Source organism: Draconibacterium sediminis, from assembly GCF_000949475.1.
Lineage (GTDB): Bacteria > Bacteroidota > Bacteroidia > Bacteroidales > Prolixibacteraceae > Draconibacterium > Draconibacterium sediminis.
In genome coordinates, this window is record NZ_JRHC01000004.1 from 338,788 (window position 1) to 363,911 (window position 25,124).

17 protein-coding genes are annotated in these 25,124 nt (G+C 40.6%); 6 read left to right on the plus strand and 11 right to left on the minus strand.

Translation table 11 applies throughout. The annotated features are described in order from the left end of the window. Positions 1 to 197: 197 nt before the first annotated feature. The 3 genes from LH29_RS15820 to LH29_RS15830 all read right to left on the minus strand — a co-directional run bounded on the left by LH29_RS15820 (position 198) and on the right by LH29_RS15830 (position 6,001). Positions 198 to 1,838 (minus strand): AMP-binding protein, encoded by a 1,641-nt coding sequence (locus tag LH29_RS15820; protein ID WP_045031549.1) that lies wholly within the window; start codon positions 1,836 to 1,838, stop codon positions 198 to 200. A gap of 462 nt (positions 1,839 to 2,300) precedes the next feature. After that, the gene (locus LH29_RS15825; RefSeq protein WP_045031551.1) at positions 2,301 to 5,207 is read right to left on the minus strand and encodes a sensor histidine kinase; all 2,907 of its coding nucleotides are present in this window, start codon (positions 5,205 to 5,207) and stop codon (positions 2,301 to 2,303) included. Beyond that, positions 5,207 to 6,001: a LytR/AlgR family response regulator transcription factor gene (locus LH29_RS15830; protein WP_045031554.1), complete on the minus strand. Its 795-nt coding sequence runs from the start codon at positions 5,999 to 6,001 to the stop codon at positions 5,207 to 5,209. Before LH29_RS15830 ends, LH29_RS15825 begins: the two co-directional genes overlap by 1 nt. A 296-nt stretch (positions 6,002 to 6,297) precedes the next feature. On the opposite strand from LH29_RS15830, the gene LH29_RS15835 reads away from it, so the two are divergent. From LH29_RS15835 to LH29_RS15845, 3 genes are all read left to right on the plus strand, one after another. Then, positions 6,298 to 6,894 carry a hypothetical protein gene (locus LH29_RS15835; protein WP_045031555.1) on the plus strand — a complete coding sequence of 199 codons (597 nt, stop codon included), beginning with the start codon at positions 6,298 to 6,300 and terminating at the stop codon, positions 6,892 to 6,894. Between the two features lie 400 nt (positions 6,895 to 7,294). Further along, positions 7,295 to 7,876, plus strand: a complete 582-nt coding sequence (locus LH29_RS15840; protein ID WP_045031557.1) for a hypothetical protein — start codon at positions 7,295 to 7,297, stop codon at positions 7,874 to 7,876. 201 nt (positions 7,877 to 8,077) lie between these two features. After that, entirely contained in the window at positions 8,078 to 8,626 is a 549-nt protein-coding gene (locus LH29_RS15845) for a peroxiredoxin family protein (RefSeq protein WP_045031559.1), read from the plus strand. Between the two features lie 95 nt (positions 8,627 to 8,721). Here the strand turns inward: LH29_RS15845 and LH29_RS15850 are convergent, their stop codons facing one another. Next, complete coding sequence (locus tag LH29_RS15850; RefSeq protein ID WP_045031561.1) at positions 8,722 to 10,794, minus strand: M28 family peptidase; 2,073 nt, start codon at positions 10,792 to 10,794, stop codon at positions 8,722 to 8,724. Between the two features lie 509 nt (positions 10,795 to 11,303). Between LH29_RS15850 and LH29_RS15860 the strand changes: the two genes are divergently transcribed. Next, positions 11,304 to 12,550 (plus strand): IS3 family transposase gene (locus LH29_RS15860; protein ID WP_394330986.1). Its coding sequence is split into 2 segments (ribosomal slippage): positions 11,304 to 11,664 and positions 11,664 to 12,550, totalling 1,248 coding nucleotides; the frame shifts between segments, so codons are not numbered across the junction. 63 nt (positions 12,551 to 12,613) lie between these two features. Here the strand turns inward: LH29_RS15860 and scpA are convergent. From scpA to LH29_RS15895, 7 genes are all read right to left on the minus strand, one after another. Next, positions 12,614 to 14,770 (minus strand): methylmalonyl-CoA mutase, encoded by a 2,157-nt coding sequence (gene scpA / locus LH29_RS15865; protein ID WP_045031565.1) that lies wholly within the window; start codon positions 14,768 to 14,770, stop codon positions 12,614 to 12,616. A gap of 91 nt (positions 14,771 to 14,861) precedes the next feature. Continuing rightward, on the minus strand, positions 14,862 to 16,724 hold the full coding sequence (locus tag LH29_RS15870) for a methylmalonyl-CoA mutase family protein (protein ID WP_045031567.1): 1,863 nt from the start codon (positions 16,722 to 16,724) through the stop codon (positions 14,862 to 14,864). 185 nt (positions 16,725 to 16,909) lie between these two features. Then, positions 16,910 to 17,365, minus strand: a complete 456-nt coding sequence (locus LH29_RS15875; RefSeq protein WP_045031568.1) for a hypothetical protein — start codon at positions 17,363 to 17,365, stop codon at positions 16,910 to 16,912. Positions 17,366 to 17,548: 183 nt separating this feature from the next. Further along, positions 17,549 to 18,799: a sulfate reduction electron transfer complex DsrMKJOP subunit DsrP gene (gene dsrP / locus LH29_RS15880; RefSeq protein WP_045031570.1), complete on the minus strand. Its 1,251-nt coding sequence runs from the start codon at positions 18,797 to 18,799 to the stop codon at positions 17,549 to 17,551. A 57-nt stretch (positions 18,800 to 18,856) separates the two neighbouring features. Beyond that, complete coding sequence (locus LH29_RS15885; RefSeq protein ID WP_045031571.1) at positions 18,857 to 19,747, minus strand: 4Fe-4S dicluster domain-containing protein; 891 nt, start codon at positions 19,745 to 19,747, stop codon at positions 18,857 to 18,859. After that, positions 19,734 to 20,354, minus strand: coding sequence for a cytochrome c3 family protein (locus LH29_RS23950; protein ID WP_052671015.1), 621 nt, complete (start codon positions 20,352 to 20,354; stop codon positions 19,734 to 19,736). The genes LH29_RS15885 and LH29_RS23950 overlap by 14 nt, the downstream gene beginning before the upstream one ends. Before the next feature lie 44 nt (positions 20,355 to 20,398). After that, positions 20,399 to 22,063 (minus strand): hypothetical protein, encoded by a 1,665-nt coding sequence (locus LH29_RS15895; RefSeq protein WP_045031572.1) that lies wholly within the window; start codon positions 22,061 to 22,063, stop codon positions 20,399 to 20,401. Between the two features lie 566 nt (positions 22,064 to 22,629). On the opposite strand from LH29_RS15895, the gene LH29_RS15900 reads away from it, so the two are divergent. Both LH29_RS15900 and LH29_RS15905 read left to right on the plus strand, forming a co-directional pair. After that, the gene (locus LH29_RS15900; protein ID WP_045031574.1) at positions 22,630 to 24,411 is read left to right on the plus strand and encodes a fasciclin domain-containing protein; all 1,782 of its coding nucleotides are present in this window, start codon (positions 22,630 to 22,632) and stop codon (positions 24,409 to 24,411) included. Between the two features lie 136 nt (positions 24,412 to 24,547). Next, positions 24,548 to 25,051, plus strand: a complete 504-nt coding sequence (locus LH29_RS15905; protein WP_045031575.1) for a fasciclin domain-containing protein — start codon at positions 24,548 to 24,550, stop codon at positions 25,049 to 25,051. Positions 25,052 to 25,124: the final 73 nt, after the last annotated feature.

A 25,124-nucleotide genomic window follows, 5' to 3' on the forward strand; every position in this document is an offset into this window, starting at 1 on the left:
GGGAATTTTCCCGGAGTTTTTTTTGAAAGCTCACTAAAGTAAATAGCAAGAATTTACTTCAAAATTATAAACTCACCCTGATTGTGCCTCCGACACAATCGTCCCTCTCTTCGAGAAGAGAGGGAATGAGGGAGAGTTCGACGCATATTGTTTGTCTTAATTTCGGTTGGTGACTCTCGGTTATTCTGAATGTTTTTTTATACGTATTTGTAACGTTTAATATTTCGTTTTGGCGTTTTTTCGAACTCTTCGTCAACCAGCTCAATGCGGCTAACATGTTCGTAACGCGGCAATTCGGCATTGGCCTTTTTTTGGTTCTCGGCCATTATTGCCGGCAGCTCTTTTTCGTCAATATTATCGGTTTTCATCGATTCAAAATCGGGGTAAACCAATGCCACCAGTTTATGGTCGCGCTCAACAACCACACACTCGGCAATATAACTTTGGTTGCAAAGTTTTGCTTCAATTTCTTCGGGGTAGATATTCTGTCCCGAGGGGCCAAGCAGCATATTTTTCGAGCGTCCGCGAATATAAATAAAGTTGTTCTGATCAATTACACCCAGGTCGCCGGTTTTTAGCCAGCCATCTTCGGTAAGCACGGCTTTGGTTTCCTTTTCGTTTTTATAATAACCCAGCATTACATTTTCGCCTTTTACCTGAATTTCTCCCACTACATTATACGGATCTTTCGAATCGATCCGAACTTCCATGCGATCAACAAGCGTTCCGGCCGAAGAGGGCATTGTTTTGTCCCACGCTTCATAACTAATCAGCGGGCCGCACTCGGTCATTCCGTAGCCAATGGTAAAAGGAAAGTTTATACGTTTAAAGAATGCCTCCACATCGGCACTCAGTGGTGCTCCTCCAATCACAATCTCGTAGAAGCGGCCGCCAAATGTTTCAATCATTTTAGTTCTGATCTTTTTCAGAATGATATTTGAAATGATCGGCAATTTCAGTAAAAATTTTACCGAAGTTTTTTCAATTGCCGGAAGAATACGCTTTTTATAGATCTTCTCAATTACCAGCGGAACCGATAAAATAAGGTGTGGTTTTATTTCGCCAAAAGCTTTTGTGATAACTGCCGGAGAAGGCATTTTACTTAGGAAAGTAATGTGGCATCCCTTGCTAACCGGGAATAAAAATTCGAAAAGCAGTCCGTAAACATGCGCCATTGGCAAAAACGAAACTATTTTGTTACCGGCTTTTAACGGCATGTGTTCCTGTGCAAAAATAATGTTCGAAAGAAGGCTTCGTTCAGGTATCATTACGCCTTTAGTAAAACCTGATGTGCCCGATGTATACGAGATAATACACATTTCTTCGGGTTCCCATTCTTCAAAAACAAAAGCTGCTTTACTTAACCGGTTTTCTTTGTAATATTGAAACCCGTCGTTGAGTTTGTATTGTATATTTTCGTTTTTTGCGGCATATAAACTAAAATCTTCGAGCTTAATTACTGCCTGCAGTTTTTCCGAAACTTCAAGGTCAACCTTTTCAAGAAGAGCGCTTGCTCCAATAACCAGTTTCGATTCGGAGTGGTTGATAATGTGGTTGGTATCGCTCTTGTTAAAATCGGGCAGAATAGGAACAATTACAAGCCCTGCAGAAAGTGCCGACAAAAAAGTGGCTGCCCATTGCGATGAGTTTCTTCCCAGAACTGCAATTTTATCGCCGCGTTGCAAACCGGCAAGTTGATAAAACAGGTGCAGCGATTTTATGGTTCCTGCAATGTCTTTGTAAATAAAATCACCACCTTCAAAATCGGAAAAAGCCAATTCCTCCCAGTTTTCGTGAAAAGCAGTGGTAAATAGTTTTGCTAATGTTTGATCACGCATTTCGAGCTGTTTAAAATTTAACTTCTAAAAATACCATATTTAGCATTAAAACAAATTGTTTGACCTTAATTATGAATGCTGTTGGAGGTGTAACCCGTGATTACCGGAAAAGTTTGAAATTGAAGCAAAAAAAAAGCCAACCCTTGAGGTAGCGGGTTGGCTTTGTATTCCTTGTTTTGTTTGTCTTGATCTTAACTATTAGTTTGCTTTCAGGGACAGTGAAGGACAGTTTGCGTTTGCGTAGTTAATAACCGCGGTGTTTGTAACCTTTATCAAGCTTAAACAAGGAACCGAATGTGAGGAGATAAATTCTTCTTGTTTCTTTTTATAAATAATTTAAAGAACTGTTTTCTTAATTGCATTACAATATTACGTAATTGGTTTTAAATAAAATTAGGTATTTTATAAACGGTAGGTTCTGGCTAATAAGCGGTAGGTTCTACCGAATAAGTGGTTTTTGGCTTACTCAACAATTGGCACCAAAAGTGTAATTTTTGCTCCCGGATTTGTTTCTCCCGGGTAAAGTTCTTCATAACTAAGTTGGGTTTTTACCTGGTATTTTTCACCAATCAGCTGAATTCTTTTTTGTGTGAGGTTCGACGCCATATTCAGGTGGCTTTTCGTTTTTGAGAATGCTTTTGATTTTTCGAAACCAATACCGTTGTCTTCTATTATAATACGGATACTTTTTTCATTAACGTAATTAAAACGTATGGTAATTTTTCCTTTGCCCTGCAGTTGTGAAATGCCGTGCCAAATGGCGTTTTCAACAAATGGTTGCACAATCATCGATGGAATGTTGTAGTCGTCTTGCTGCAATTGGTCGTCGAGAATTACGCTAAATTCAAAATGGTTTTCCATTCTGAACTGCTCCAGCTCAATATAATTTCGCAAACGTTCCACTTCATCATCCAGTAATACGGAGTTTGATTTAATGGAATTCATGGTTTGCCTGATTAGTCTTGCAAATCGCGAAAGATAAGCTCCGGCTTCTTCTGACTTGTTTTGCAGTAAAAACTTCTGAATCGAGCCCAGCGAATTAAATATAAAGTGGGGATTCATCATCGACTGCAAAGCTCGGTTTTCGAGCGTAACCAGCTGATTGTCTTTTTCACGTTCGCGAAGTTGACGGCGGTAGTAGTTTCTCACCATCAGGAATCCCAGAAACAGCAGGAGAAGCAGTGCCCCGATTCTTGTGCTTACTCGTTGAAAGAAAGTAGGTATAACGGTAACAGGAAGTTCGATTACTTCGCTGTAGGGCTCCATATTTTTTCTCGATTTTAGCTTAAATGTGTAGTGCCCCGGTTTTAGGTTAAGGTATACCACCTGTTTTTCGGTACCGGTAATCCAATCGTTATTAACGCCTTCGAGCATGTATGCAAAATTCGATGGCGACGATGAGAAATTAAGACTCGAAAATTCAATGTTTAAGCGGTCTTTGTTTTTATATACGATTTCACCTTTGGCCACCGCCATTTCTTTTTCATCGAGTGTTACTTTCGAAAAATAGGGTTTTGTTGGGATCGAAACGGCATTAACACATTCGCTTACCGGAATAAGTGTTAGCCCGTCGTCGGAAGCAACATATAAAATTTCGTTCTGGCAATACAGGTCGTTAATATTGTTGAAAGTGATATTTAAACGATTAAGCACCGCCGTTTCGCCCTTGATAACATCTGTTGGATTTGAAATAAAATAAACCGTTTGTTGATTGTACAGAAAAACCGTTTTGTCGTAGTAAATCATATCTTTTATTTTCAGGCTGATATGATCTTCCATGTTGTCGATAAGACTGTAAATACTGTCGTTGTGTATTAAAACAAGTTCTGAATTGTCGGCTTCTTCAATTTGAAGGACTTCGGTGGTTGAGTCGATTGTAATGTTCGATGCGATCCATTTTCCGTCGAAAACACTGTAAGTTGAATCGGTGGAAATTTGACCGCCGGCAACAATATGGTTGGTGTTCCCATTTACAATTAAATCATTGTTGTAATTCAGAAAAATATTACGTATTCGTCCCCAGTCGGTATATTTTACGCGAAATTGCGGGTAATTACCTTTTAGTTCGCGAAAAAATAAATTGTCGTTTAAATAAAAATTTACTTTCGACTCGGATGAATCGACAACGGGTTTCCTAACATGAATATTCGACTTGTTTAAATTGTCGTATTCAATAGTGTTGTTTTTCGGATTGATTCTAAGATTCTTGTATATGTACAATTGAGTATTAATGCCACTTATCAGCAGTGAATTATCGCTAAGCTGAATAATTTGATCGAGTATATATTCTCCAATATCTAATTTGTTATCGAAGAGTTTACCATCCTTAAAAATGAATAATGATTCGCCATTCGTTAGCCACAAAAAATCATCATTTGACGGGGCTATTGCTCTTACTCCTTTTTCATCAAACTGCTCGGCTTCAATGGTTTGGTATTTTAATATGCCGTCGTTAATTTTAAAAATACCGTAGGTAGTTGAAGCGGTCCATAAATTATTTTGAGCATCGAGCACCAGGTTCTGAATCTTTTTCATGGCATGATGAAATACCAGACTGTCGTTTTTAAAACAATACAGTCCGTTATCGAATGTCGACACCCACAGGAATTCACCCTTAATCAGCATGTCGTTTACCACCTGGGCATCAACGTGTACAAAGTTTTTCGAAATCAGTCGCGAGCCCTGGAACAGGTGAATATTGCCATCCATATCACATACATAGGTAACTCCGTCGGGCGATAAGGTAACTCGGGTAACATTAAAATCAAGCGGGTGGTTTTCCAGTAACTCATCTACACTGCTTTTTTCTACTATTCGGTTACTATCCCAAAAAAGCAGATTGTTATTGGTGTTTCTGGTGATATTGAAAATTACAGCTCCGTTTAAGCTTGACGGCAGGTAGTCGATAAAACTGTTTCCTTTTATCACCGCAACTTCTCCGGTGCCATTAAACAGGTAAATGGTGGAGTCTTTATCCTGAAATAAATCGTGATAATAAAAGTCGGTTTTAATTTCGCTCAGGAAAGGAGCATTTTTTTCGTTGAAAACCTCGTTCTTATAAATGTAGTTAACCGAGCCATCAATGTTCATGCACCAAATTCTGCCTTCCATATCTTCCTTCATCCGGGCAATACGGTTGTAGCTCATCCCGTCTTTGGTGGTGTACCGCGTGTAGCTTGTGCCATCAAAACGAACAACTCCGGCGGAAGTGCCGAACCACATAAAATCATTCTTATCCTGCAATACACAAAATACCTTGTTGGTGGGTAAGCCATCGGCAATTGTATAGTTTGTTATAAACGGATTTTGTCCGCAAACAAGCTGAGTGATACATAAAATTAGTGTTGGTATTAACAGAAATTTTTTCACTACTCAATTGATTTGGAATATTTGGAAACAGCTTCCTTAAACTCATTGTATTTTCTTCGCGAAATAGCCAATTCCGTTTGGTCGTCCATAATGGCATAATTGCCTTCGAAACTCGAAAAACCCCGAAGAAAATTTAAGTTTATCAAGGTGGATTTATGGATGCGGATAAAGATGGAAGGATCAAGAATCTTTTCAATATCTCCAACCGGTCTGCTCGATACTACTTTGTCGAGACCCGAAAGATGAAGCACAGAATAGGCTCCATCAGCTTCGATATACCTGATTTTTTCGATTTCAATAATCTGAAAACCAAACTTTTGGATTACCGTTATTTTAGGAGCATAAACAAAACCTTCGTTGGCCTGACGGGTAAGATTGTTTAACGATTCGCCATACGTTTTTTGTATATCCTGGTTCTGCCGGCGAAGATCGAGATGCGATGTTGCCTTGTTTACTGCTTCCTTTAATTCTTCCGGATCAATAGGTTTTAGCAGGTAATCAATGGCATTTGTTTTAATGGCACGTAAGGCATATTCTTCGTAGGCTGTGGTAAAAATAATGGCGTAATCTTCTTTTTTTATGCTATCCAGAAAATCGAAGCCATTTTCTCCGGGCATCGAGATATCGAGGAAGATTAATTGCACATCCCATTTTTTTAATAATTCGCGCCCCTGGTTTGCCGAGCTTGCCGTATCGCAGATGTTTATATTCGGACAATTGCGTTGAAGCAGGATCTTCAAAGCCTCCTGCACGTTCTTTTCGTCGTCTATTATTATGGCGTTGTAAGCAGTCATTCCTAACAAAGATAGAATTAATTGTAAAAAATATTTTGTTTTTATATAAGCGGTAGGTTCTGGCAAATAAGCGGTAGGTTCTGGCGAATAAACGGTAATTTTTACTCTTTCTAATCTCCCATATTTTATCACGTTTTTCAACAGTTTTAGTGCTTAACATGACATTAACACAGGTATAATGGACTGATAATAAAAGACTAAAAAGTCTTTAACATTCAATTAACAGGATCCTTTTAAACTTTATCCATATATTTCAGTCACAGAAAGCGAAAACAATTAAATAAAGAAAACAAGTTATGAAACAATTAAACAAAGTTCTTTTAACACTTGCGCTTGCATTAAGTGCAGGAGTTGTTATGGCGACAGGAAACCTAAGTGTAAGTATTTCGGAAGGCGAAGGTGCTGAGGCGCATGTTCGTGTTACCAATGCAGTAGAAAGCCAATTTGAAATGGAAATCCGCAACAGGAACAACGATATTATTTATTACAAGCAAATTCAGCAACCAATGAAACTGGTTTTAAACACTTTTGATTTCTCAAAACTTAGCGATGGAGAATACACCTTTTGGGTGAAGCTTGACAATGAACAAAATATGACCACGCTCGCAGTAAAAGGCGGCGATGTAAAAGTTGTTGATCAGGTGAAACAGGTTGATCCGTATTTCGGGTTATACAATGATCGATTAGACATCTCATATCTGAACTATGGAGCTGGCGATGTAAAATTGTATCTGTATGATGAAAAAAGCAACAGTTTGATTCATGAAGATGTACTGGGATCGGATTTTGCCTTACATCACGCCATCGATCTTTCGAAACTTAACAATGGCAGCTACGAGGCCGTTTTGGTAAGTAACAACGGAACATATGAATACGAAATAACTCTCAATTAGCATTTTTCGTAAGTATAGTTAGATTAGTTAGTTTTGGTAAAGCGAATCCGATGGGGTTCGCTTTTTTTGTGTAAAAATTGGAGCTTGGCAGTATCCAGTTTTCGTCTTCTAATCAACATTGAAACGCTTTAATCATGAACCGGATACACCTTCTTATCTGTAAATGATTGAGATACTTCTCTTTTCGCTGGCTTGAGGTTCCATAGTTTTTCCTCGTTAAGTTTGCACATTAACATGTAATTAACATACTCTTGGAATGCTTGCTATTATTGGGCTAAGGCCTTTTGTTTCATGATAATGTTTAAAGAAAAAGGCTAAAGAATGAACAAAAGTAGGAGTTGATTCCTTTCTCTTGTAGAAAACAAAACAATTAGAAATCAGAATTTAAAAATTTAGAAACATGAAAACTTTATTTGTAGGAATTATTGCAATGTGTGTAGCAAGTGTTGCCATGGCATCAGGAAATTTGAGAGTGAATATGGAAGCCAACGAAAATGAGGCAACGGTGGTTGAAATCTCGAGCGGTGAAATGGTTCACTTTGAGATTGAATTAACAGACGAATACGGAAACAGTATTTACGAGATGAATTCAGAAGTTCCGAGAAGTGAGATGGAGAAACGTTATGACTTTTCGGCACTTGACAATGGTATTTATTGGTATTCTGTAAGAACTGGTGATGAAGAAATTCGTAAGCAGTTATCAATTGAGTACGGCGAAGTTGAAGTAATGGATGTGCGAAAAACAGTAGACCCATACTTTTTTCAGGAAGGAGATCAGATTAAACTTTCGTATTTGAACTTCGAAAATGAAAATATTAATCTGTATGTATACGAAAACAATACTTTGTTGACGGAAGTAGCTTTGGGTAAGGATTTTGCAATACACAAGGCCATCGACTTATCTGAACTGAATTACGGAGTGTACGAGGTAGTATTGACTAATGAAAATGATATTTACGAACATAGTGTAGTAATTGATTAGAGGCTGAATGATGAGAAAAGGTAAGGCGGATTCGTGGGAATTCGCCTTTTTTATTGAATTAACTTCATACAACTGCTTTCTGTCTCCTTGTCTTTTAGTTATTGATTTTCGGTAAAAAAAAGTAGTGGTTTACCATTTATAGATATGAAGAACTTTTCGCTTTGTTATATGTTTTAGTGCTATCAGAAAAAATACTTCAACATGAAAACAATTATTACCATTTTATTGGCCATTATTTTTGTTCCTGCATTTTCGCAACCTCATGCCAACGTAAAAACCGGAGATAAAATCATTGATTTTACTGCACAGTTAATTGATGGAAGCGAAGTCCCAATGAACAAATTATACAATGAGTCGCCGCTTGTTCTGATTGTTCTGAGGGGCTGGCCCGAATATCAGTGTCCGGTTTGTACCCGCCAGGTAGGGGAGTTTGTTTCCGAAGCCGATCAATTTAAAAAGTACGGTGCAAAGATTCTTATGATTTATCCGGGACCTTCGGAAGTTTTGCAGGAAAAAGCAGAGGAATTTGCTGAAGACTTTACTTTTCCTGAAGGATTTTACTTTGCCCTAGATCAAAACTATTCCATGATAAATAAATACGGCCTGAGATGGGATGCACCAAAGGAAACAGCTTATCCTTCGACATTTGTAGTTGACAAAGCAGGTAAAGTACGTTTTGCAAAAGTAAGCTCGAGCCACGGAGGAAGGGCTGATGTGGAAGAAGTGGTTGCGGCGTTAAAGGAGTTATAGCAAAATAAAAGCCGGCCCTTTTCGGAACCGGCTTCAATATCTTTTCCTTCATTGTATGACTTCAAGTCAAACGATGAATTTATTTCATGAAACATTTAATTTAGAAGTCCTGCTTCTTTTAGCAATCCGCAATAATTTAAAACGCTTTGCAAATCCGAGACTTCTTTGTGTTGTGTATCCAACATCTTTTTAATATCCAGGGCACTGTTTTTTCCATTAATCAATGCACAAAGTTCGGTAGTGCTGGCAATGTTTGTGTACGGATATTTTTCCTGAATAGCCTTGGGTAAATTACGTACCGCTCCTTCAACACGGAACGCGCCAACCTTTATTTTTTCCGAAGGAACAGGAATGAATTCGCTGGCTTCTTTTTCCAGTTTTGTTAACTTATATGACGGGACTTCTAACCCAAGCTTTGAAGCTGTTAGTTCAATTTGATTATCCAGAACAACAGAGTTGGCCTCGAAAAGCTGCTTTGTTGATGCCGATAAGGTTTCCAGTTGCGTAGCAAGTATTTTGCTATCCGTTGCCAGTTCTGTTACCGATTGAAGTGTGGCAAGTTCGTTTTTGCAGGTAGCTTCCAGATAAACTTTCACTTTTTTGCATGTCGTTTCAAACGACTCTGCATCGGTGTATTTCAGCTCATCCAACGCGCGACCCAATTCAATCCCCATTCTTTTCGATCCGTAAGAAAATGACGTTGTCGCAATTGATCCGGCCATTTCTTCGTCGGCTGATGCAATGTTATAAGCGCCGGCTGCTGCAATAACCGCAGCGCGTTTCATTTGTGTGGCATCAAGTTTATCCGGAGTATCCTGCGAAGTGTGGTAATACATATCAGGCCAGGTAATCAGCATTACGCCCGGCACATGCGTGGTCCAGTTGTTAAACACTTCATGGTCAGATGAGCCGTAATGTTGCTCAATCTGGTAATAAAACGCATCGTCCGTTCCGCTTGGGGCGATAATCTGGTTCGCAATTCTTTTGTTACTTCTGTTGGCAAGAATTTCGCGGTTTGCTTCACCCATGTAAACAAAGTAGTTTTCCATTACATCGTTTATGTAGTGCGGATTTCCAAATGTGGTACGCATCAGGCTAAAAAACGAATTGTTACTTTTCAGATGCAGTCCAACCATATCGAGGTTGATGTTACAAAGCGTTTGTTCCATAATATCAGCATGGGCACTTACCCACGGAATTGTTCCCGAAAATTCAGGCACCCAGATAAAACGGATACTTCTTTTTGGTTGTGGAATGCGGCCATCGGCAACCAATTGGTTGATTATGCGTGCCACTTCCAAAATGGCTGCACCACCTGAAACGTTATCGTTGGCTCCCTGTTTGGTGTATCCTTCGAAAATATGTGCTGAAAGAATAACTTCACCGGCGTCAGGATCGCTACCTGGAATAACGCAGGTTGGCACCTGCAAATCGTAAGGCAACATTTGCGACTCGACAACAGCATGTACTTTAATCTTTTCGCCATGAATTAAGCGGTCGCGTAATTTGTAACCTTCACGCGGCGTGAGGTAAAAACCGAAAGTTGCATTTTCTCCTCTGATTCCGCTGGCTGGTATGGCAAGTGGCGCAGTAAGTTCGCGGCTTGAGCCAAAAGCAACAACACCCAGTGCACCTTTTTCAATTGCTGTATTATGAACTCTGCTAACCGTAGCGGATGTTACAACAATTTTGCCTTTAACATCCAATCCTTCAAAGTCGCTTTTCAGACCTTCTTCTACCCATACTAATTCGGCAGTAACATCGGTTGGTTTGCTTCCTTCTGCCAGCGAAAGGGCAATATCTTTATAGTCGGCCAGTTTTATTTTTCCCGGTTCAACTTCCCATAATTCTCCTTTTATTCCGTCCCAGGTTTTACCGCCGTCGAAACGTTCTATTTCTGCTCCGGCAATTCCGTATTCATTTAACTTGTCCAGCACGTATTTCCCTTCGCGGAAATATGCTGAACCATATTCACTTGCCGGCCGGTTACGCTGGTAACCCACCATTTCAAAAACGTGATTGATTGCCGTTTCGCCCGATGATTCTCCGATAATTTCATCCATTACCTCAGGAGCCAGTAAGGTGTATTGGTAAAACGGTGTGTATTGTGCAAAAGCACTGGTAATACTAAACAGAAACAGTAAAATGAAAAAGAGATTTTTCCTCATGTTGATGATTTTAGTTTTTTGATCAATTGTGCTGGTAAAAATAGCATAAATTCAATTTATGAAACTGATTGATGTCATTATTGCAAGACAAATTTACTATTTGCAATAAATCGTTAGTTGGTATAATCCTTTTGCATCTTTTTGATTCGTTTTGTTTTATTGAGGATCAATTGAGTTGGTGGTTTATCAAACCCGTACCGGGTTTCCGTTTTCTATTGTGATCTGGTGCTGTTATTATAATCGAATCCGTACCGGATTCCTTCGTGGATTGCAGTAGTTGCTGTGTTACTAAAATCAAACTGGTTCCGAGTTTATTCAGTTGGATCAATCCACCGAAAAAAAGAACGCAGTATGCGTTCGATTATAATAGCAACATTGCAAAATGTTGCAAACACAACCCGGTACGGGTTGGATTGTGAAAGCAAAATAAAAGCCGGTCCCAAACAGAACCGGCTTTATATATTTTGTCTGTCTCGTCCTGAAATAAGTTGACACAAAAACGACTTATTATGGGAACATCAACAAAATCAAAGAAAAGGCGGAGCCAGCGTGATTACAACATGGGCTTTAAATTGGCGGTAGTTTCGCAGGTCGAAAAGGGCGAGATGACATACAAACAAGCCCAAAGGCTTTATGGGATCCAAGGGCGAAGTACAGTTTTGGTTTGGCTCCGAAAACATGGTAACTTAGACTGGAGTAAACCACAGATTCATTTTATGCCAAGTCCAAAAAGAAAAGAAACTCCAGCCCAAAAGATCAAACGCCTGGAAAAGGAGCTTGCCGATGAACGGATCAGAAACAAGATACTGAATACGATGATCGATATCTCGGATCAGCAGTACGGGACGGCAATCCGAAAAAAGTATTTAACCAAACAATCCGAAAACTCCAAGAAAAAGGGCAAGTAAGCTTAGCTTGTAGTTGCCGATTGTTTGGTATCAGCCGCCAAGCTGTTTATCAGTTGGAACAGCGCAGAAGACAGCGGGAAAAAGAGTTTTCACAAATTAAACCACTTCTCCGGGAGATGAGGATGAAAATGCCCCGCCTTGGAACCCGAAAACTGTATTATTTATTGAAAAATGATTTTGACTCATTGCACATTAAGATAGGCAGAGATGCTCTGTTTGATTATTTACGTGCTGAAAACTTACTAATAAGACCAAAGAAAAATTATACAAAAACAACCCAGTCAAAACATTGGCTACACAAGCATCCAAACTTAGTACAAGGGCTTGTTCCTCAACGAGCAGAGCAGGTTTTCGTTAGCGACATTACTTATATCAAGAGCAGGGAGCGCACTCACTATCTTTCATCGGTTACCGACGCATTTAGCCGCAAGATTATGGGATACCAGGTAAGTAATAATCTGAGCACGGAACATATGCTAAGTGCCCTGAAAATGGCCATAGGTAACAGGAATACAAAACTTCCTCTGATTCATCACTCAGACCGTGGACTTCAATATTGCGCAGCAATATATCAGGATCAACTCAGAAAGCACTCCATCACACCATCCATGACTGATGGCTATGATTGCTACCAAAATGCACTAGCCGAAAGAATTAACGGGATACTAAAGCAGGAATTTTTAATTACAACATGCAATAACAGGAAGGAATTGGAATTACTGGTGAAAGAATCAGTTGAAACCTACAATGGAGAAAGACCACATTTGAGTTTGAAAATGAAAACTCCTAATTTAGTACATGAAAAAACCGTTGAAGCTAGCTTCAACGGTTTTATGAAATATCTTTAAAAATCTGTCAACCTATTTTAGGACGACTCATTCAATTTTTTGACTTTATCCTTTTGCCTTGATCTAGTCTTCTTTATAGGCTTCGATCAAAATCTCAAGGATCTTTTTACCTGCACCTGCAACGCTGGTACCCGGGCCAAAAATGGCAACTGCACCTGCATCGTACAGGTATTGGTAATCCTGGTGAGGAATTACACCACCACAAATAACCATGATATCTTCTCTTCCCAGTTTTTTCAGCTCTTCGATAATGGAAGGAACCAGTGTTTTATGACCTGCTGCAAGCGAAGAAACACCTACAACATGCACGTCGTTTTCAACGGCTTGTTTCGCACTTTCTTCAGGAGTCTGGAATAATGGTCCCATGTCAACATCGAAACCAAGGTCGGCATAACCGGTAGCAACAACTTTTGCACCACGGTCGTGACCATCCTGACCCATTTTAGCGATCATAATACGTGGCTGACGGCCTTCCATCTCTGCGAATTTCTTCGCCAAAGCCTGAGCTTCCTGGAACTCCGACTTGTCTTGTGCTTCTGCTTTATACACGCCTTCAATAGTTCTGATTACTGCTTTATAACGTCCTGAAACTTTTTCGCAAGCATCTGATATTTCGCCTAACGAAGCACGTTTTTTAGCGGCTTCAACCGACAAGGCCAACAAGTTGCCTTCGCCTGTTTCGGCAGCTTTTGTAATGGCTGCCAACGCTTTTTGCACGTCTTCTTCGTTACGCTCGGCACGCAGCTTGTTCAATCTTTCGATTTGCGATTTACGAACTGCAGTGTTATCGATATCCAGAATGTCGATCGGATCTTCTTTCTCCAAACGGTATTTGTTAATACCCACAATGGTTTGTGTTCCACCGTCAATACGTCCCTGTGCACGCGCTGCAGCTTCTTCGATACGCATTTTTGGCACACCGGTTTCAATAGCTTTGGCCATACCGCCCAGTTTTTCAACCTCTTCGATATGTGCCCATGCTTTTTGTGCCAGCTCGTGTGTTAATGCTTCAACGTAGTACGAACCTGCCCATGGATCGGCCGAACGACAAAGTTCAGTTTCCTGTTGGATGTACAACTGCGTATTACGTGCAATACGAGCCGAGAAATCGGTTGGCAATGCAATCGCCTCATCAAGCGCGTTGGTGTGCAAACTTTGTGTTCCACCCAGTGTTGCTGCCATTGCTTCAATAGCAGTACGGCCAACGTTGTTAAACGGATCCTGCTCGGTTAACGACCAGCCCGAAGTTTGCGAGTGCGTACGCAATGCCATCGATTTTGGATTTTTCGGGTTAAACTGTTTTACCAGTTTTGCCCAGATCATACGAGCGGCACGCATTTTTGCAATTTCCATAAAGTGGTTCATTCCCACTGCCCAGAAGAACGACAAACGTGGCGCAAAAGCGTCGATATCCAAACCGGCTTTAACACCTGTGCGTAAGTAATCCAGACCATCGGCAAGGGTGTACGCCATTTCAATATCGGCGGTTGCACCGGCTTCCTGCATGTGGTATCCCGAAATGGAGATCGAGTTGAATTTCGGCATATTTTGAGAAGTGAACTCAAAAATGTCGGCAATAATTTTCATCGAGAATTCCGGTGGGTAAATGTAAGTGTTACGCACCATAAATTCTTTCAGAATATCGTTCTGAATTGTTCCTGAAAGTTGCTCTAAAGTAGCGCCTTGTTCCAAACCTGTAACGATGTAAAATGCCAGCACAGGAAGAACAGCACCGTTCATGGTCATCGATACCGACATTTTATCCAATGGAATCTGATCGAAAAGGATCTTCATATCCAGGATGGAGTCGATAGCCACACCGGCTTTACCAACGTCGCCAACCACACGTTCGTGGTCTGAGTCGTATCCGCGGTGTGTAGCCAGATCGAATGCCACTGACAAACCTTTCTGACCGGCCGCAAGGTTACGACGGTAGAATGCGTTTGATTCTTCGGCAGTTGAGAAACCAGCGTACTGACGGATGGTCCATGGACGCATAGCATACATTGCCGAGTATGGTCCGCGAAGGAAAGGTGCTAAACCTGCTGCGTAGTTCAGGTGCTCCATACCTTCAAGGTCTTCTTTGGTGTAAACCGGTTTAACAGGAATCTGCTCCGGTGTTAACCAGTCTTTTTTGATGTTATTTTTTGCAGCCCAGTCGGCAACTTTCGCCTGCTCGGTAGCTGCTTTGATATTTATATCTTTAAAATTCGGTTTCATTTTAACTTGATTTTAAATACTGGATTCTTGATTCCGGATACTTGATTCTGAATATCCAGAATCGAGGATCTGACATCCAGTATCATTTGATTTAGATACCTAGCTTTGTTTGATACGCTTTAAGTTCCTCAAGAATGTTGCTTTTTACATGAACGAAATTGGTGATACCTTTTGCTTTCAACTCGTCTGCACAGGCAGGAGCTCCGGCAACAACCAGAATTTCTTCATCCAATTGCTCTGCTACTGCAGGAACAATTTCAGCATACTCTTCATCTGAACTACAAACCACAACAATGTCGGCGCCTGCTGCTTTTGCTGCGGCAACACCTTCTTCAACTGTTGCGAATCCGTTATTATCCTGTACATCGAAACCGGCAACTGCAAAGAAATTACAGCTGAACTGTGCGCGTGCCTTGCGGAAAGTAAGGTTACCAATGGTAAGCATAAATGCCAGTGGGCGTTTGTTCTCACGCGAGTACATGTCGGTTGTGTAGCGCAGTGCTTCAAATGGCTGAGCACCACGGTAAGGTTTCAGTGTTTCCACTTCAGCTCCTTCTTCTGCCAGGTCAACTGCTTCAAACAATGAACCGTCGAAATCAGCTTTCATTTTCTCAGTGAAGTTAGGGAACTGGTTGGTTCCTAACAGGTTTTCGCGACGCTGAGCGATTTTTTTATCACGGTCAGCAGCCATTGCTTTAACCTCTGCCTGAACAAATCCTTCTTTGAAAGCAGCAATGAAACCACCTTTTTCCTGAACCGCAAGGAAAAGTTCCCAGGCCTGATCGGCCAACGCTTCAGTAAGCGTTTCAATGTAGTACGAACCTGCTGAAGGATCGGCAATCTTATCGAAGTGCGATTCTTCTTTTAACAGGATTTGCTGGTTACGTGCAATACGCTCCGAGAATGGAGTAGTTTCTTCGTAAATAGCGTTAAAAGGAAGTACGGTAACCGAGTGTGCACCACCCAAAGTGGCCGACATAGCTTCGGTTTGTGTACGCAGCATGTTTACATACGGATCATAAACTGTTTTGTTGAAACGGTTGGTTTCGCTGTGAACGATCATTTTTGCCGAACACTTGCACTCCGGTCCGTAAGCTTCAACAATTTTCGACCATAAAAGTCGGCCGGCACGCAACTTGGCTATTTCCATAAAATAGTTGTTGCTGATACCCATGTTGAATTTAATCGCTCTGGCTGCATCGTCAACACTAACACCGGCTTCGGTTAGCTGTGTTAAGTACTCAGCACCCTGCGCCAGCGCAAAGGCCAACTCCTGAACGATAGATGATCCGCTGTTTGCGAAGAATTTTCCGTGAACGCCAATTACGCGGAAATTCTTAACGGCTTTTGCAGCCTCAACAGCCGGAACCAGTTTTGCTACTGCATCTTCTTCAATTTTACCTTTTAAAGTGAAAGTGCCAATAGGATCGAGTGATGCCGAAGCAATCACTTTATCGTTGTCCCAGTTGCCTTCCGAAACGTAAGCTGCAAAAGCTTCGGCGCAGTGGTTGTTATCGCAAGGGCAAACCAGGTTAATTTCGGCTGCTTCCAGACAAATGTCTTTTAGCAACACGCCCAGGCTTTCCTTGGTAACCGAACCACATTCGCTGAAAAGGAAACCTAAAGAGGTGATACCTTTTCCAAGAACTTCTAAAGCTTTTTTGTTAGCTTCTTCAAAATCGGTAACAAAGATGTTTTGACGAATGAACCAATCATTGTTGGTTTTATTGTTTCCCCGCACATATGGAAATTCTCCCGGTAAGCTTTCCAGGTATTCTTTTCCTGCAAGGTTTTCCTGACGGTAATACGGGCGAACTTTGAATCCCTCGTAAGTATTCCAAACGAGAGAGCGCTCGTAGTCTTTGCCTTTTAAATCGGCATTAATTTTTGCTTCCCACTCTTCTGTTGTGATGGGTGCAAAATCGGTGAACAGTTTTTGCTCTTTATCTGCCATGTTGAAAATTGTTATTGAAAATCGAGTGGCAAAATTAGGGGTTTTAAATGTACGCACCTCAGAATCACTATGGTTTTTGGCTAATGTTAACAAAAATCATATTAATCATGGGCTCAAATTAATGTTATGGTAAAACTGAGAGAAATTGGGATAAAAAGGTCTTGTTCTTGCCGGGCCTAAATTGTTCAGAATGCTTCGTTTCGGGCACTTTTTTCAAAGGAATACCTGATTCCCCATAAATGCCGCAGATTAAGAATTTCGTTATTAAAATAGTACTCCGGCGCAACTTCAATTACCACAGAAAGTTGTTTAAACGATTGTATCGGGAAAATTTCCAACGAAAGAGGAGCCGAAAAGAAGGCATCTTCTCCGGATTCGGGGATAAGGCCAAAGCCTAAACCAACAGAAAACTGATGGTAGGGTTTCGGTACAAATTTATAGCTGCCGCTGAGTTCAATGCTGGTGTTCTCAAATAGTTGGCCTTGATTAGTGAATACTTTAATTTCTCCGGCAAACAGATCATTAAAAGGAGCGGAAACTCCAATGGCGTAGATTGAGTAGCTGGTGACTTTTACCTGACTAAAACATGACAATGAGAAAAGGAAAAAGATTAATGTGATAAAGGTTTTAACGGATTTCATAGTAATTTTTTTAGTGAATTAAAGGTCTGGATTGTTCCAGAGGTTTATTATTATGTTCTGTAAAAATATAATTATTATCCAGAAATGAAATAAATATGGAGGGAGTGATTCTCCAAATGAATACACAGTCCGGCTTTTAGAACTGGAAAATTTTGTGTGAATGGTTTAAATATTAAGGATTCTTTAGGTTGTTGGAATTTCGCGAATTAAATGTTTCTCTTTTTTACTGATGTCTGATATTCTGTAATTCTCAAAAACAATGGCAATGGCAATTTTTACCAGAAATGTAAAAAGTAAAAATCCCAGCGAAAAGATCATTGCTGCTGTTCTGATTTCCGTTATAGAAGGTGTGTAAACGTATATTTGTCCCAAAACATCCGGCGTAAATCCGGGAATAATAAGGGCAATTCCTTTTTCAACGTAAACACTGGCATAAATAAGCACAGCTCCAATGTTTAGCGTAACAAAGTTTTTACGGGTTTTCGGTATAAGGAAGAGCACAAAGGCAATAAATCCCATCGTTATGGAAGACCAACTGTAGGGCACAATTTCTTTTGAGTCGCCAATTCCAAAAAGGAGATACTTCCAGTAAAGGAGGTGTTCGGTTCCTGAATAGAATTCTTTAAACAGTTCGGCAATCGTGAAAAACAAGTAGATAAACATGGAATAAACCATTAACTCGGCAATGGTCCAGATTGCTTTGTCTTGAATCTCGAATTTGGTGATTTTGCGGAGTATCTGAAACAGTATAATAAGTATGGCCGGGCCTGAACAGAACGCAGATGCTAAAAATCGTGGAGCCAGCAGGGCACTGTTCCAAAACGGACGGGCGGGTAGGGCATTGTATAAGAATGCGGTTACGGTATGAATTCCAACCGCCATTGGAATACTTATCAGCACGATAATCTGCGCCATTTTTTTATTGTAGGGTTTCTTGTAAAAAATGCAATACAATAAATGGGTAACAACAGTGAGGTTGATAATAAGGTAGGCCAGCAGGAAGAAAAAGTCCCACGAGAGCATTGAATATGGGAAGTTCATGGTGCCAACCAGTGGTAGCATGTGCCAGAAACGAAGCGGATTTCCAATGTCGACAACAATAAATGCTATGCACATTATTACTGCGCAAACAGCCAGTAGTTCTCCAAAAATAACGATTTCTTTTATGGGTTTCCAGTTGTAAATATATGCCGGAATTACGAGCATAATTGCGGCAGCTGCAATTCCCACAAGAAACGTGAAGTTGCCAATGTAAAAAGCCCACGAAACGGAATCGCGCATATTTGTCGTTATCAGGCCTTCGTTCAGCTGATCGGCATAACCAAATGCCCCCCAAACTACCAGTACAATCAGGAAGAACAACCAGGCATAATAAGCGTTGGAACCTTTTAGGATTAATTTGATACTCCCGTTTATAAAGCGAATGAAATTCATAGCGAAAATTCTTAGTTATTTCTTAATTTCTTGTTTAAAGTAGCTTGCAGAAAGGAGTTACACACCGAAGAAATAATAAAACCGCGGCTGTGTATTTAACTCTTCTTTAAGCACCAGTACCCGTTTATTTTCGAGTATATATCTGATCTCACTTTCAGGATCAAGCAGATTTCCGAATTTGCGTGCTCCAACCGGACAAATCTCAACACACGACGGATATTTCCCTTTTCGTACACGCTGAATACAAAAAGTACATTTTTCAACTACACCTTTTACGCGAGGTCGGTTTCCGAGGTAGTGCACATCGGTATTGAGTTCCTCCTCCGGAACTTCCGGTTCGCCCCAGTTAAAGTGCCGTGCTCCGTACGGGCAGGCGGCCATACAATAGCGACACCCGATACACCAGTTATAATCGATAACTACAATTCCATCGGGCTCCTGCCAGGTTGCTTTTACCGGGCAAACCGTTGTACACTGCGGAGTGCGACATTGCTGGCAGGCAACAGGCAGATAAAAGTGGCCTTTTTCAGGAACTTTCTCAGGGTTGTAATGCACATCGGAATGGGCAAAGTCAATACCTTTTTCCTTTTCCATTTGCAGCACCTGTATCCAGTGAATTTGTGGCGACCGCGATTGGTTATTTTCATCGACACAGGCATAAACACATTTTCGGCAGCCCACACACCGCGATAAATCGAGCGCATAAGCAAATTCAACCTGCTCCATGGCCGGTTGGGCCGAAACCTGGAACTCTTTGTTGTATTTCTGCTTGTACTTTTGCTCCAGATTTTTAATTATGTCTTCCTTTTCTTTATCTGAAAGGGTTCTGAAGTTCCGCTGGAAAAATTCATCCAGTTCTTTCATATTACATCCGGTAGCAGTCAGCGCAGCCATTGAAGCCAGGGATATATTTTTCAGGAAGGATCTTCGTGTTTTATTTTGTTTCATCGTCTTTCTGTTTACGGTTCAAATAGCTAATGTTTTCCTGCATTACCGGCGGGGGCTCCGGTGTTAACAGCTCAAATTTTGGCGAATGCGGATCATGGCAATGCACACAAAGCAAATATTCCTTTTTCCCATTCCATTCGCCTGTTCTTTTGCCGTGAACTCCCACTTTCCAGTCTCGAAGTTTTAATCCGTGGCACTGTCCGCACAATTTGTACGATTCTTTAAAATCCAGTAATTGACCACTGGCCAAACGAAGCGAATCGCGGTTGTTAAGGTCGTGGCAATCCAAACACCACCGGTTATCACTATCGTGGTTAAAGATTGCTGTAATGTCATCGTGCATGTCAACCAGTTCTCTTCGTTCCGGATTGGCTTCTATCTCCGAATGACAATCGTTGCAAGGGAAAATGCCATCGGTTAACGGTGGCGCTTCAACCGCAATTTCTGTAATACCGGCTGTTTTAACTGCGATTTGTTCCGTCGAATTGTTTATTTCCGGATTGTGATTGTCAGCTTCAGACAGTTGACTTGAACAACCGTAGCCGAAAATGAACAGTACCAGAACCAGGAGGGGTAATGGGCCTTTCTGAATTTTTTTGAGCTTCATATTTGTTTGATTAGTCAGTTGCGAATTTCATTCAACAGAAGGAATCAGTCTGTTTCTTCCTTCTTTTTGATATAGTATTTTGTATATAAAATGGATACCGTAATCGAAATAATTGCCAGTGCCAGAAATATGAGTACCCGGTATCCAATGTCAACGTTTTTCATGTCGATGAATAACAGCCGGATGGCCGAAGCAACAAGTGATGCGATAGCCAGCCATCGGTATTTTTTCCGTTTTAGCAGCAAGCTCAAAATAAAGAAGAGCACTGCGGCAAAAATCCACGAAGCGGTAATGTATGATACGGGGAACAAATAGTAAAAAGTTACCAGTGTCATTACAAAGCCCGCGAGTAGATAGAAGTTGCGAACCATTTCTGTTTTGATGTTGAGGCGTTCTTTCTTCCAGTTGAGTATACGCGCGGAAACAAAGGCCACAAGCATATACGATAAGTTTATCAGGTTTTGGCTTTCGTGTTGCGACAGATAAACCGTTAGCAATGTCAGGAAAAGAAGTGTGTTCATAATCACTATAAAACGCGAGCGGTACCACAGGGCCATCGACACTACCAGCAAACTTTGAAGTGCAAAATAGGCGTGCGATTCGGGCAGCCCGAAAATACCGTAGATGGCAACACTCAGCGATAAAAATCCAAAAAGGACATACATGGGGGCGGTGATGGTTAACGACGACCAAAGTTTTAGTACCACAGAATAGATGAGGCAGAAAAGCGTTAACAGAACAAATATTGGAACATAATTTTCTGAGAAATAGGTAACAACAATCAACCCCAGAATTACGATAAATCCTAATCCGTTCCATACCACCAAGGCAATTACAAATTCGTTTGATATTGCCTCTTTTCGGGGGAGGAGTGCCAGCATGGAAAAAACAAACCAGCTAAGAATAAAAAACCAATAACCAAATCCCGGCGATGCAATAAAATCGGGGGTGTTGCCAATTATAGGATTGTTTATCAACCAGTTTACATGTGCCAGATAAACAAGAAAAATGAAAGCAAAAGTAAGTTTCAGCCAAGCGAAACGGTAATATAAAAACATAGAAATAACGGCAACCAATAAGGTAACGCCCGAAACAATACTTACGTTCTTCCCTAAAATGCCGCAAAACAGCAACATTATCAGAACAATGCCCGACATAATTTGCGATTGTTTTTGGTAGGCTTTGAACAACAACGAGAAACTTACCAAAAACAAAAGGATCAGGCCTAAGGTTTCGTTTTTGATAACCGGATTTTCCTGAAAGAAGTGCAGGCGCAGGGTGAAATAGAAGATCAGTAAATGTCCGTTAAAAGCAAAAAGTTTTGAAAGAAACGAGTAAGACTGGCGCGTAAACCACGAACTTAAATATAATCCTGCTACGGCAACAAATCCAACAAGCGATGAAAGAATTGCCGTGCCGGTGTTTTGAATGTAAGAACCCAGAAAAGTGATACCAATAAAAAGTACAATGTTGCCGAGCCAGGCCATTCCTGATTCTCCAACTCCAAATTCTATTGAGCCTTTTTCGTTAAACGGAAGTTTTAGGTCGAAATCTTCACCTGGTTCAACAGTCAACGTCTTTTCTCGAACAACACCTTGAGTTTGCAGTTCTTCCAGTTTGCTTTCAACAAGATTTAAACGTTGGGTTAAGGCAAAAATATCTTTTCTGAGGAGTTCAATTTCCGGGAAATCGGATTTGTCCTTTTGCATGGTCCACAAATGTCAGGTTATGCAGATAGATGTACTAGTAGCTCCTAAGAAGTATAAAGTGATATTGACCAGGCATCTTGTATCAATATCATTTTATTTTTCAGATCATCACCTCTAAATTTATAAGAATTGATCGTATTATCCTACTATTTTACTATGATATAAATCAATAGTCTGTTGAATATCAAGCATCTCTGTGATATATATCAATTTCAATAAATACAAAATAATAGTATTGCGATAGCCGTAATTGCGAGATTTTCATCAAATATACGCAGGTTCATTTGGTCCATTTCAAAAGCAGTGGGGAAGATCAGTATCCTTATTGTTTGCTTTCATACTTAATTGAAATCTGAAATTAACAAATATTAACAAAACTTCTGCAGGGCCTTTGAGTATTGATTTATAGGTGTTATATAGGCATAGATGTTTAATAAAAAATAGAAAAGAATAAACAAAAAAGTGTTTAAGATTGTATTAGTTGTAGTTAAACAAAATGAAGACAAGAAAACAATTTCAGAGAACGAAAACAGAAACATTTATTTATCCACTTTTAAACTAGAATTATGAAAACGATTGAATTATTAAAAAAGACAAAAAACCGGTTTAGTTTACTACCGGTCCTATTACTGGTATTGACGCTAAGTTTTACTGCATGTAATGATGACGATGATCCGATGCCGGATCCTGAAATGGAAAAAACGATTGTAGACGTGGCTGCTGAAGCGGGTTCGTTTAATGTGTTAATTCAGGCAGCCCAAAAAGCCGGTTTGGCTGAATTTTTAAGTACCGAGCAAAATATTACCGTATTTGCACCAACTGATGCTGCCTTTGCAACTTTGTTAACCGATTTGGGCGTAAGCAGCCTCGATGATATTGATGCAGCTACTTTAACAGCCGTGCTTAAATATCATGTAGTGGGCGATTTAGCATACTCGAACAACCTGGAATCGGGAGCAGTGGCAACATTAAACACTGGCTCACCCGACGGGACTCCACTTTCACTGCTGGTTAATGTTAATGGCGGTGTAATGATTAACAACGCCAATGTTACCACTGCCGACGTAATGGCGTCGAATGGTGTAATTCATGTTATCGACAAAGTGTTGTTGCCGCCAACAGTTGTTGATTTGGCCACTTATTCCGATAATTTCTCATCGCTGGTAAGTGCAGTTGTTAAAGCTGATTTGGCAGGTGCATTAAGTGCCGACGGTCCTTTTACCGTGTTTGCACCAACAAACAATGCATTTGCAGCACTTTTTGCAGCGCTCGAAATTTCAGGTTTAGATGATGTAAGTGTTGAAGATCTGACATCGATATTAACCTATCACGTGGTTGGTGATAATGTTTTGTCAACCGAACTTTCGGCCGGAGCAGTAGCGGCAATTTCGGGAGAAGAATTTGAAGTGACCATTGACGGAGACGTAATGCTTAACGGAACTATTAAAGTAGTTGCTACCGATATACAGGGAACAAATGGTGTAATTCACGTAATCGATGCTGTTTTGGTTCCTGAATCACAAATGTCGAATACCATAGCAGACATTGCTGTGGCTAATTCGGAGTTTTCAATTCTGGTTGAAGCGCTAATGAAAGCTGACTTGGTTGGTGCTGTTGCGGATAGTGAGGCAGAGTTGACTGTTTTTGCGCCAACTAACGATGCTTTTACGGCGCTTCTATCTGATTTGGGAGCCACTTCGCTCGATGACGTTCCGGTAGAAACGCTGACCTCAATTCTATTGTACCACGTAATTGGCAGCAAAGCCATGTCAACCGATTTGGCTACCGGATATTTTCCAACGCTGTCAACTTTTAGCGACAACAACATGTCGATGTACATTCAGGTGGGTGAGGGCGTAACCATTAACGCGAATACAAGTGTTACCACTGCCGATATTGAAGCGGATAACGGAGTGATCCATGTGGTTGATAAAGTTATTCTTCCTCCATCGGTAGTTGATATTGCCATTGCAAACGAAAATTTCAGCACCCTGGTAAGTGCAGTGGTTAAAGCCGGTTTGGTTGATGCTTTAAGCGCCGAAGGACCGTTTACCGTATTTGCTCCAACAAACGCTGCTTTTGATGTATTGTTTGCTGATCTTGAAATTTCAGGAATCGATGATCTTACTGCTGAGCAGTTAACACCAATTCTTATGTATCACGTGGTATCCGGAAATGTTCTGTCAACCGCTTTGACGAACGGAGAAGTTCCAACCTTAAAAGACGGAAGTAATATTACCGTGGATCTTTCATCGGGTGTAATGATAAACCAAAGTAAGGTGGTGGCAGCCGATGTACAGGGAGCCAACGGAGTTGTACACGTAATTGATAAGGTATTAATTCCATAATTGAATAAAATATGGATTGCAATTGAGCCGGTCACCTCTCTGGCTCATTGCAATCACCATCTCCACTCGAGTGGAGAACTAAAGAGGGGTGAAATGAGAAGATTACACGTAGAAATAATTTTTAAAATTAAATATCATGAAAACAGTAAAACAAATTTTTTCGATCGCCCTGGTGGCAATAATGACTTTTGGTCTGACTTTAAACTCAGAAGCGAAGAGTAGTGACGACACTTCGTCATCAACAGTGGTTGAGATTGCAGTTTCAAATCCTGATTTTTCAATCCTGGTTGAAGCAGTAACAAAAGCCGATTTGGCAGGAGCATTAAGTGCCGAAGGACCGTTTACCGTATTTGCACCAAACAACGATGCTTTTAAAGCATTGTTTGCCAACCTGGGCGTAAAAGGCGTTGAGGATCTGACAGCAGAACAACTTACACCGATTTTAACTTACCATGTTGTTTCGGGTAAAGTAATGTCGGGAGATCTGTCAAACACTTCAGTTAAAACATTAAATGGCGGGAAAATTAAAGTCGACCTTTCGGAAGGAGTAAAAATTAACGATAGCAATGTAATTGCAGCCGACATTAAAGGGAAAAACGGAGTAATACATGTAATTGATAAAGTGCTTATTCCTGAATAAAAATCAGGCGAATAGATTTTGATTGCAACAATACGCTTTGACATTTAAGTTTAGATTTACCATGACTTTGAGC